The 11,019-nt window shown below is 31.9% G+C and carries 13 protein-coding genes; 11 read left to right on the top strand and 2 right to left on the bottom strand.

The window, feature by feature from the left end; all coding sequences use genetic code 11:
- The first annotated feature begins 210 nt into the window (after positions 1-210).
- From LIS78_RS31075 to LIS78_RS31685, 11 genes are all read left to right on the top strand, one after another.
- The gene (locus tag LIS78_RS31075; protein ID WP_252285794.1) at positions 211-471 is read left to right on the top strand and encodes a PqqD family protein; all 261 of its coding nucleotides are present in this window, start codon (positions 211-213) and stop codon (positions 469-471) included.
- Entirely contained in the window at positions 468-905 is a 438-nt protein-coding gene (locus tag LIS78_RS31070) for a lasso peptide biosynthesis B2 protein (RefSeq protein WP_252285793.1), read from the top strand. The genes LIS78_RS31075 and LIS78_RS31070 overlap by 4 nt, the downstream gene beginning before the upstream one ends.
- The gene (locus LIS78_RS31065) at positions 902-2,737 is read left to right on the top strand and encodes an asparagine synthetase B family protein (protein WP_252285792.1); all 1,836 of its coding nucleotides are present in this window, start codon (positions 902-904) and stop codon (positions 2,735-2,737) included. The genes LIS78_RS31070 and LIS78_RS31065 overlap by 4 nt, the downstream gene beginning before the upstream one ends.
- Positions 2,715-3,191, top strand: a complete 477-nt coding sequence (locus LIS78_RS31060) for a hypothetical protein (protein WP_252285791.1) — start codon at positions 2,715-2,717, stop codon at positions 3,189-3,191. Before LIS78_RS31065 ends, LIS78_RS31060 begins: the two co-directional genes overlap by 23 nt.
- A gap of 18 nt (positions 3,192-3,209) precedes the next feature.
- Positions 3,210-3,626, top strand: a complete 417-nt coding sequence (locus LIS78_RS31055) for a MauE/DoxX family redox-associated membrane protein (protein ID WP_252285790.1) — start codon at positions 3,210-3,212, stop codon at positions 3,624-3,626.
- Between the two features lie 15 nt (positions 3,627-3,641).
- Positions 3,642-5,426, top strand: a complete 1,785-nt coding sequence (locus tag LIS78_RS31050) for an ABC transporter ATP-binding protein (RefSeq protein WP_252285789.1) — start codon at positions 3,642-3,644, stop codon at positions 5,424-5,426.
- A 25-nt stretch (positions 5,427-5,451) separates the two neighbouring features.
- Positions 5,452-5,769, top strand: a complete 318-nt coding sequence (locus LIS78_RS31045; protein ID WP_252285788.1) for a hypothetical protein — start codon at positions 5,452-5,454, stop codon at positions 5,767-5,769.
- Positions 5,766-6,443 (top strand): DsbA family protein, encoded by a 678-nt coding sequence (locus LIS78_RS31040; RefSeq protein ID WP_252285787.1) that lies wholly within the window; start codon positions 5,766-5,768, stop codon positions 6,441-6,443. The genes LIS78_RS31045 and LIS78_RS31040 overlap by 4 nt, the downstream gene beginning before the upstream one ends.
- Positions 6,444-6,514: 71 nt before the next feature.
- Entirely contained in the window at positions 6,515-6,706 is a 192-nt protein-coding gene (locus LIS78_RS31035) for a hypothetical protein (protein WP_252285786.1), read from the top strand.
- 162 nt (positions 6,707-6,868) lie between these two features.
- Entirely contained in the window at positions 6,869-7,051 is a 183-nt protein-coding gene (locus tag LIS78_RS31030) for a hypothetical protein (protein ID WP_252285785.1), read from the top strand.
- Positions 7,052-7,157: 106 nt separating this feature from the next.
- Positions 7,158-7,574 carry a vitamin K epoxide reductase family protein gene (locus LIS78_RS31685; RefSeq protein ID WP_350495086.1) on the top strand — a complete coding sequence of 139 codons (417 nt, stop codon included), beginning with the start codon at positions 7,158-7,160 and terminating at the stop codon, positions 7,572-7,574.
- A 36-nt stretch (positions 7,575-7,610) separates the two neighbouring features.
- Here the strand turns inward: LIS78_RS31685 and LIS78_RS31025 are convergent, their stop codons facing one another.
- Both LIS78_RS31025 and LIS78_RS31020 read right to left on the bottom strand, forming a co-directional pair.
- On the bottom strand, positions 7,611-10,184 hold the full coding sequence (locus LIS78_RS31025; protein ID WP_252285784.1) for an ABC transporter permease: 2,574 nt from the start codon (positions 10,182-10,184) through the stop codon (positions 7,611-7,613).
- On the bottom strand, positions 10,181-10,936 hold the full coding sequence (locus tag LIS78_RS31020) for an ABC transporter ATP-binding protein (protein ID WP_252285783.1): 756 nt from the start codon (positions 10,934-10,936) through the stop codon (positions 10,181-10,183). The genes LIS78_RS31025 and LIS78_RS31020 overlap by 4 nt, the downstream gene beginning before the upstream one ends.
- Between the last annotated feature and the right edge of the window lie 83 nt (positions 10,937-11,019).

The raw sequence follows: 11,019 nt of genomic DNA, 5'->3' as shown, positions 1-11,019 counted from the left end.
CTAAAACATCCCCTTTATACTAAAAATCCATATTTTCCCTTATTATTATAATCTTTATAAAAATATAAACAATCAAAATTTTATTTTATCCTTTCGAAAAGTTCTTTCATCCTGAATTTTAATGAGTTCGTCCCGATTTGCTAGTAACATAAATTTGTAAATTATACACTAAACACATAAATAAACTATAGAAATGGGAGCAATGATAAAATGAATTTTCAAACTTCTCAAAATGTAGTTTTTACTGAAACGGACGGTGAAGCAGTAGTTTTGGATATAGAAAGTGGAATTTATTTCGGATTAGATGAGGTCGGGGTTGATATCTGGAAATTAATTGAACAACATGGTAGTTCAGATAAAGTTAAAAAAAACATGCTGAAAATGTATGATGTTCAGGAAGAAGTACTAGAAGTACAATTACATACCTTTCTAGAAAGTTTACTTGAGAAAGGGCTGATTACATCTGTATGATGTTGCGGAAAATTTATTGGTATTGGAAAGTTTATTTTGTAATAAAGGGAATCGATAAGATATTAAAAAACCAAGGGTTTAAACAAATACATAATGTTTATTTAAATGAAAATATTTCTCTAATGCCATTAAGAGATTTAAATGAAAATGATGTAGAATTTATCAAGTTAATTTTGGAAATTAGCGAGAAGATTTGTTTTAGTTTTTTTGGAAATGCTCGATGTCTTCATCGTTCTTTGTCCGGATATCATGTTTTTCAACAAAGAGGTATTCCTATTGATCTTGTAGTAGGGGTTAGTAAGAAGCCATTTATGTCACATGCCTGGCTAGAGTTTAATGGGCAAGTTATTAATGATTCTCCAGAGTTTATAGAGAATTTAATTCGACAGTTTGATACAAGACGCCTTAGACGAGTAGAGGAGCAGATAGTATGAGTGGTATTGCCGGTATATTTAATCGTAGTTTAAAAAAAGTCGAACTATCTGAGATCATTAAAATAGTATATAAATTAAAAATTATAGGAAACGACTATCAAGATTACTGGGTTCGAGATTATGTAGCGTTAGGAAAGGCTACACTACAAGTTAATGAAAGAAATCAGGATAGTACCAATGTCTTATCTTCAGAAAATGGAGAAATATATATAGTAGCAGATTGCAGAATTGACAATAAACAGGAATTAATAGATCTGCTTCAGACTAACCTTACTAATTCCTCTATGAATGATACAAAACTTATTTTAAAAGCCTACCAAAAATGGGGACATGATTGCGTTAAATATTTAATTGGGGATTTTGCTTTTATAGTATGGGACTGTGAGAAGCAGCAAATATTTGCTGCGAGGGATCCTATGGGAATGCGTCCACTATTTTATAAAACCATAAATGGAAATTTTATTTTTTCTAGCTTAATTAGAAGTATTGAAAAGACTATGGAAGTATCCGAGTGGAATACTACTTACTTAGCAGACTTTTTGTATCGAAAAGGTACTTGTTCCGAAGAAGAAACGCCGTATAAATCCGTTAAAAGGCTTCCTAAAGGGAGCTACATGATAGTAGATCCTCACGATATAAAAATAAATAAATATTGGGATTTAGATGTAGGTAAACAAATAAAGTATAAAAATGATTCCGAATATGAAGAGCATTTTAGAGATTTATTTTCCAAGTCCGTAAGGGGTCGTATAGAGAATATTGACTGTACAGGTGTTTTACTTAGTGGTGGATTAGATTCTACCTCTATTTATGGAAGTGCAAAAAATTTAGCTTATAACAAGGTATTTCCGATATCTTGCGTTTTTGATAGATATACCGACGGGGACGAGAGATACTATATTCGATATATACTAGATCAATATAGAGAAAGAGACCATAAATGCGTTGTATCAGATGATTTGTGGATTTTAAAGGGGTACCCAAACTTTTCTATTGAAACTGATGAACCCAATCGTAATCAATTGTCATATGCTATGTTAAAGCCTTGTTATAATATCGCCATGGAACAAAAGGCCAAAGTTCTATTAAATGGTTATGCAGGGGATCAAGTATTTGGATTTAATCCATATTATATTGCTGATTTCTTAAAAAAATTTAGAATTCTAAAGTTTCTTCAAGAAAGTAGTAAACTTGCTAAATCTTATAATTATACATTAAGTGGAGCTATTAAGGAATTTGGAGTAAATGCAATAAAAGGGGAACATGAGCAGCCTACCGTATTGTTGCCAAAAGTTCACGATCAATGTCAAGAACGATATCAAAATGAGAATAAGATTAAAAATCCCGGTCTTCGAATGCAGTATCGCTATATTGAAAGGTCCCAGGGCTTCCATTTTGCCCAATTCCTTTCAGAAACAAATGGACTCGAAACAAGATACCCATTTTTAGACGTTAGACTTGTGGAATATCTCTTCAGTTTGCCTATTGAACAAAAAATTGATGATGCCCAAACAAAAGTTTTACTGCGTAGGTCACTACGAGGGATTGTTCCTGATGAAATACTTGATAGACCCACTAAATCTTCTACAGACATGTTAATATTTCAGGGATTAAAAAATGAATGGGATAAACTTTATCCAGCTTTACAGAAACCATTATTGGCGGAGCTTGGACTGATTGACGGGAAAGTGTTCCTCAATCAAATAGATCGATATCGACATGGTGAACTCAGCAAGAGTATGGACTTTTTTGGCGCTCTCATCTTAGAACTGTGGTTACAAGAACATACTTATAAAAAGGAGCAGCTTTATGACAAAGTTTATCATTTTTAGTATTTATACCGCAGTATTTATTATTTTAACACTTATTACTTACTTTAAAGTGAAAAATACATTGTATGTACTGAAAAATATGACTACGCCAGTTGAAAAGATTGAATCTTTAATTACAAAGCATAGTATTTTTATCATATTGTTTTTTGATGAAAATACGTGTAAGAGAACCATCAAAAATATGAAGAAAATAAATACGTTAATGAAAAAATCTAATATACCTTATGCATGTGTAAATGTATTAGAAAATTTTGATGAGAAAAGTGGAGTTGCACCTGCTTTTGGATACTTGGATAAGTATCAGGTCTCTAATGTACCTTCAATCCTTCGTTTTGAGAACCATCAATTAAAAGCTTGTTTATCCAAGGGACCAGATACATTACCTTTAGATGAAATTAAAAATTTTCTTGGTAGTAGTGACAACTCTAAAAGTAAAATTAATGCTTTCTTATAGAGGCGGGGGAAGAAATTTGTGATAGAGAATATTATTGCTATCATTCTTAGTTTAGTAACCGGATTTATATTTATAAAGAGTAGTTCCGGAAAAATAAAGAATCCATATGCATTTGGAAAGGTAATTGAAACATATGATTTAAAGTTAAAAGGACATATAGCTTTAATATTTGCAATTATAATGGGGCCTTTAGAGTTCATAACAGGAGTAATGATTTTCTTCGAGGTAAGTAGATACTACGGATTAATTCTAGCTACATTATTACAATTAGTGTTTATTGTCATGATGATATTACGTTATAACAAAATATTGCCTTTTGGATGCGGGTGTTTTGGGCTGCATGGTCCTCAAAAAATTAATAAAAGTAAACTTATTTTTAATATTTCATATATGGTACTTATATTAGTTAACTTATACATATTTGAAAAATTATAAACGGGAGAATTGAATATGGACGTTACAAAAAGCGTGAGTGAAATTAGCTCTGATTTCTCCTGGAAGAGAGTAATTGCTTTATCGGGGAATAGATGGAAAACACTAGTTTTTATCATAATTACTATAATTGTTCAATCTCTGCTAAGCCCTGTAACCCCATTACTTGTAGCAGAGATTATAGATAAAGGATTTTCTGGGACAAATACTATTCCATTTGAAGTATTGCTTACATTACTTTTCTTTGCAGGAATAACACAGGTTATAATTCATACTGCTCAAGATTTGTTAGTCATCTCTCTTACTAGTGGAATAATATACAATGTTAGGCTAAAACTTTATGATCATCTCCAGCAAAAATCTATTCGTTTCTTTACGGACAATAAATCGGGTGAGATTATTTCACGCGTCACCTCCGAAGCGAATATGATAGGCGATAGTGTCTTTAAACCGATTATTTATAGTTTCCAAACAATATTGTCACTTATTGTAACAATTGTAACTATGATTATGCTAAGTTGGAAAATTTCACTAATAATTATACTGACCACGCCTTTACTATTACTAACGCTTCCTTTAATGGGGAAAATCGTTTATAAAATCAGTAAAAAATTAGTAGAGAATAATGCAGAAATAAATTCTTTTATAAATGAAAATTTAAGTATTAATGGAATCATGTTATTGAAGTTATTTGGCCGAAACAATGTAGTTAGGGAAAAGTTTATTAACCTTATCGACACCGTAAGGAAGTTATCTATTAAACAAGCATTTTTAGGGGGAATATTTAATACTACTTTTACCTTAGGGACAGCTATTGCTCCTGTTCTTATGTATTGGTTGGGAAGACCTGGAGGACCTTTTGAAATTAGTGCTGGAACAGCTATTGCTTTATCATCATATATCGCATCTCTTTTTAATCCTATACAAAGCATCAGTAAAATTGGCATAATGCTTCAAAGTGCAAAAGTAACTTTTGAAAGGCTTTTTTCATATTTAGATCAAAATTCTGATGTTATTGAACCTAAAAACAATATATCTTTGGGACATGTAAAAGGTGAGATTTGTTTTGACAATGTTTCATTTCTTTATGACGAAGAAAAAGCCCTTGATAATCTTTCTTTTAAAGTACAAGCAAAAGAGAAAGTGTCCATTGTGGGATATAGTGGTTCTGGAAAAACGACAATTGCTTATTTACTATCTCGCCTTTATCAGCCAACCAAAGGTGATATATACATCGACGGTGTAAATTTAAAGGATGTTTCTTCTGAAGACATACCTAAACACATTGGACTAATTTCACAAGAAGTATATCTTTTGCATTCTACTATACGTGAAAATATTTTATTAGCCAAACCCGATGCCACAGAAGAAGAAATGGTTATGGCAGCTCAATCAGCTCATATTCATGAGAAAATTATGGGTTTACCAGATCAATATGACACTTTAGTAGGAGAAAGGGGCTATAAGTTATCAGGAGGAGAGAAGCAACGAATTGCTATTGCTCGGGTATTTTTACAAAATCCTTCAATTTTGATTTTAGATGAAGCTACCTCTTCATTAGACACACATTTTGAAGAAATGATCCAAAATGCAATTGAACGTCTTACTTATGAGAGAACCGTTATCTCAATCACTCATCGGGTAGCCAATATTAGTAACAATAACAGAGTAATTGTTTTATCAAACGGAAAGATAGCAGAATCTGGATTTCCAGAAGAACTATTACAAAAGCAAAGTATATTTGCTCAACTATGTAAGCAATCTCATTCACGTCACACAAAAGCAGTTAAAGCTTTGACTTAATACTAGGAACAAAGGAGGATTACGTTTGAGAAAGTTTTGGTTTGGAACTTTTGTAATTTCGTTAATTACTATGATCTTCTTTATAGGTATGTTTATCAGAGAAAAAAATATGAGAATAAAATTAACAGATCAATATATTGAGAGTCATATGACAAATTCGTCAAAACCACCTTCAATGGAAAAACCAGAGGAAAGTGCAGTAAGTGTTGATAATGAAAATTTTAAATTTGATGGTACAGATGATGTATTAAAGTATGAAATGGCAGCAGGATTAGCAATGTTGGTGTCTACTATATCAGGTATTGGGTTCATAATTATGAAAAAAAAGAGGCCACAATTATGAATTCCTTTATAAAAAAAGGTGTAATATTTGGAAGCTTAGGTTTCTTAATTTGTTTATTATTCTATCAATTTGCTATTGATCCTAAAGTTGATGCAAATACCATTTCTAAAACATTGAAAGATCCATCGATTATGAATTCTCAGAATGGTGTAGTGGTTGGTAAAAAAGATGCTCCACTCACTATAGTAGAGTTTTCTGATTATGGATGTGGAGCATGTAATGTTTTGAAGAGAAATTTTGATTCAATAAATTTTTACTCGAATTATATTGAGAGTGGAAAGGTAAGATACATCTTTAAAGATGTACCTGCAAGTAGTCACTTTAACGCTGAAGAAGCATCTATAGCATCACTAGCAGCTCAAAAACAAGATAAATATTGGGAAATGCATAACCTCTTATTTCAAAAGAGCAGTGAATGGAGCTCGGCTGAAAAAGGATTCGGAATTTTCGGAAAATATGCCGACCAATTAAATTTAAATATAAGTCAATTCAATCAAGATGTCCAAGCTGAAGCTTTAAACAGCAAGCTGTCAAAAACTCGAGAAGAATTTAAAAAAATGCAATTCTTAGGAACGCCAGTTCTTATTATAGGTAAAACTCAAATTATAGGTGCGCCTAGTAAGAAAGAATTGGAAAGTGTAATTGAAAAAGAGTTAGCAAAATCTATGAAATAGTGTCTGATGCTGTACTTGGAACAGCTTTAAATAAATAAAATAAAATCTTTTAAAAAATAGGAGGAACCAAAATGAAAAAATTCTCATTTCCTACGGTTGTAGAGTTTGGTAATGCATCAAATTTAATCCAAGGTTGCGGTGGTTGGGGAACCGAAAATCTTACTTTAGATGATTCTGATTCTCGTTATAAATGGATTTATACTACTCGTTGGGTATGTATCTGCACAAGTTTAAAAGGTAACGGTTGTACACCAATTAGCTAAAAAAATCTTTTACCATCACAGGGCGTGTGAATGGTAAAAGATCATAAAAAATATAAAGAATTAGTTGTATTATTATACCGTAAGTCTTTTAGAATTCCAAGTAAACAGCGTCAGAAGCTTACGGTACATATAAAATCTTTTTAAAAAATAGGAGGAACTAAAATGAAAAAATTCTCATTTCCTACAGTTGTAATGTTTGGTGAAGCTATTGATCTTATTCAAGGTTGTGACGGATGGGGAGTTGAAGGCTTGAGTTTGGATGATTCTGATAGACAACTCCGTTGGTTATATACGGATAAATGGCACTGCATTTGCACAACACTTAGAGGAAATCGTTGTGATTAATATATAAATAGTATAGATTAGGCAATAGTTTGCTGGATGTTTTCGAGAAGTAACAGTCAGCAAACTGTTGCTTTTTTTAGAAACCACATTAGGAGTGATAGAGTCTATGTTTAAAATTTGTACGTCTCTCATAGGTTTATTAGTTTCTTTATACTTACTAATCAATAAATGGATGGAGAACTCCTATTTATATTGCCCTTCTAGTGGTTGTGAAAAGGTCTCCCTCAGTTCTTACTCAGAATTGATGGGATTGCCGGTGTCACTTATAGGGGTATTAGGTTATTTAATAATATTTAATATGCTGATTTTCAAAAGAAATAGTATTAAATTTTCCAGCCTATTTTTATTAACTACAGGTATGGGCTTTTTATTTTCCTTGTATTTAATTTACACATCAATTTTTAAAATTGGAGCAATCTGTTTTTGGTGTACAACTTCATTTGCCATTATAACTTTTTTATTTTTTAGTGCTGTGTTAGATTTCTATAGAAATTTGAAACTCTATAAAGTAATTAGTTCGTAAGAGCTGTCCAAAATAGTTTGGACAGCCTTTTAATTTTTAATCCTCACGTAAATTTTTAATAACATTCATCTTTGAAACCCAAATAGATGGGAAAATAGTTGATAAAATACCTATTAAGGGACTTACAAATAAACCTATTAGAACAAATACAGTTGGAAGGATATAATATTCTGCTTCCAAACCTGCCAAAACGTTATATCCTACTATTAATCCAGTAATAATACCAACAATACCTCCGGAGAGCGTCACTATAATTCCTTCTAATAAAGCCAAGCGAATAATTTGTTTCTTTCTACTTCCAATAGCTCTTAGAACCGCAAACTCGCGTTTTCTTTCTTGAAAACTACTTGCCATACTATTCATTAATCCAATAAGTGCAATAGATGTCATTAGAATGACAACAATAAGTAAAATAAGCATTCTCTGAGTTGCTTCATTCTTTAATTTCTGGAGTTCCTGTGCTCTATCATACAAAACGGTATTAGAAAAGCTAGGATTCTTTAAAAGCGTTTCAACTTGATTTTGAATCTCTTTTGTTTTATTTTTATTAACTATATTATATTGAATCTGTTGAACTTTATTGAGATAAAAGTATCTTTGTAAGTTTATAGGATCAGTATAAATTTTATACTCGTCACCAGGAGTCAATGGCATATCCTTAATTACTCCAATAATACGAAATGAATGGCCTTTATCCCCTTTTAATACATCATCATATCGTCCAATTTGAATTGTATCGCCTAATTTGTACCCTAAGTCTTTTATATCCTTTGTTATTACAACACCATTATCACGTAGGGCATTTTGATCGATTGTACCTTCTAGTACGTTAATAGATTTGAATGTATTTGCTTTTTTCATATCTATGGCACCTAAATTAAGATGAGCCTGCTGTTGACCATTTACTGAAAATAATTGACCGTTCCATTTACTTGCATGTTCTTGATCTAGATTTAACGTTAGACCAAATACAGATGTAGGAACTGAAATATATCGTAGGCCGTTAATCTTATTCAGCTGATTAACTAGTTCATTAGAGAATCCCGGTTCAAGTGTGGATTCACTAGAACGAATTGTATAATCAGTAAGGTGTTCATCACGTATTGTTTGTTCTGATTGACGCACGACAGAGCTAAATAACATATATCCTGTAAATCCAATTGTAAAGGCTAGAACTAATATGCTTGAGATTTGAATATTTCGTTTTATTTGTCGCAAAACATTTTGCCCAGAAATATAACCTTCTGATCCTACTATTGGTTTTGCAATTAAAGTGAATAATCTAGTCATAGTCTTTAGTACTAAGGGAATATTTAGAAACATGGAGATAAAAAAGGTTATTCCTGTAAGTAAATAAATCCACTTGGGACCATCTATATAGAAATAATTTAGAAATCCTATTAAACAAGACAAACTGAGAAAAACTAGGCCAGCAATTGTAATTAAGGGATTTAACTTTTGTAACCCTTGCGAACTCTGACGGTAGGCTGCAATTGGTGGGAGTTTCATTGCATTATAAGCTGGAATGACCCCTGATAGGATTGTTAAAACTACTCCTATAATTGCACTTATAATAACAGATTTCCAAGGAATAATAACCTCAGCTATTTGTACATTCATTAGGTGTTGGACAAAATTTTTGGATAAAAATGCGATTTGTGTGCCTAATCCTAGGCTTACTATGGAAGCTAAAATACCAATGATTAGTGATTCCACTAATATTAGTGTGAAAATCTGAATTTTTTTGGCTCCTAATAACCTTAAGGTTGCAAGGTCTCTTTGTCTTTCTTGTATAGCCATCTGTAATGTGCTAATTACAATTAATATACTTCCAATTATGGATCCAAATGTAAGGATGTGGATAAATGGTTTTAATCCCCCAATATTTTCTTTTTCTTTATCCATCTCTTTACGTCCATCAATATATATATTCGAGAATTTTTCTTTGAGACTTTCTGAAACATTTTCCACATAAGAACGGCTGGAAAGTTTCAACATGACTACAGTCGTTTTATTTTCATGAGAGGTGACTTGACTTAACCATCTGTAATTAAATAAAGCTATATAATCTAATTTTTCTGTTTCATTAAAAGTGCCAGAGATTTTGACCTTTTTCTTTCCGTTGGGAGGGAAAGACATTTCAATAGTGGATCCTATTTTAAGTCCATGTGATTTCACATAGCGTACAGGTAATACTACTTCATTTTCTTGTGGAAAATGACCTTTTCCTATGTTCGAAAAAGGATGTTGTTTAGATAGAGAATCATTTTTTAATCCAACATACATAGGCATTCCTAAGAGTTCGGAATGTGTATCCTTATTTCCTAAATAAGGATACAGTAGAGGACTACTTTTTTTGACTCCAGGAATTTTATTTATAAAAGAAATATCCTCATTTGACAAGTGATCTTTACTTGTTTGATAACCAGCTAGCATATCATAATCGCCATACTTCTGCTTTACTGATTCTTCATTAGACTTTTCTACAGTGAAAAGAAGGATTTGAGAAATAATTAACATCATAATCCCTAAAGATATACCTAAAACAGAAAAGAAACTTCTTCCTTTTTTAGAGACAAAGAATTTCCAAGAGATACTTGATATCTTCATGATAGAACTCCTTCAATTCTATTTGTAATCTCCGTAATAACTTGCTTACGATCTCTTTGTTTGTCTTTTAATTTAAGTTCATCAACTAATTGCCCATCTTCCATGAAGACAATGCGATGTGCATAAGAAGCTACGTTTGCATCATGGGTTACCATAACCATAGAGTGGTGCAAAGTGTCACAGAAATAGCGTAAAATTCCTAGTATTTCTTTACTTGTCTTTGAATCTAAGCTTCCTGTGGGTTCATCAGCAAGTATAATTTTTGGATCTGTAATTAATGCTCTTGCAATGGCTACACGCTGTTGTTGTCCACCAGACATATTAGGTGGATGAGTAGAGTGTAGATGTCCTATTCCTAATAGATTTAAAAGCTCTTTTGCTTTCTCTTTTAATCCATTTTTATTTCTTTTAGAAAGAAGTAGAGGTAACAAAACATTTTCCTCTGCTGTCAAAATAGAAAGTAAGTTAAAGAATTGAAATATAAACCCTATATTTTCAGAGCGTATTTTTGTTAGGGCTGCATCTCTAGCTTTGGTAATATCAATATTATCTAGAATGACCTTTCCAGAAGTAGGCTTATCTAATCCGGATAAGACATTCAATAAAGTAGATTTTCCGGATCCACTTGCCCCCATAATTGCCAGAAACTCACCCTTTTGGACCTGTAAATGAATATTTTTTAACGCATAAAATTGATTATCCTGCGTTCCATATATCTTGTTTATTGATTGTGCTTCTAATACAAATGACATGGCTAGCATCTCTCCTTATTTAAGTTAACGTCATTGTATAAGAGAAAACTAAATAAATTGTCATGAAAATATCAATAAAATGT

The organism is Priestia megaterium, assembly GCF_023824195.1.
Taxonomy (GTDB): domain Bacteria; phylum Bacillota; class Bacilli; order Bacillales; family Bacillaceae_H; genus Priestia; species Priestia megaterium_D.
Note: the sequence above shows the minus strand (reverse complement) of the source record. Positions and strands in the feature narration are given on the sequence as shown.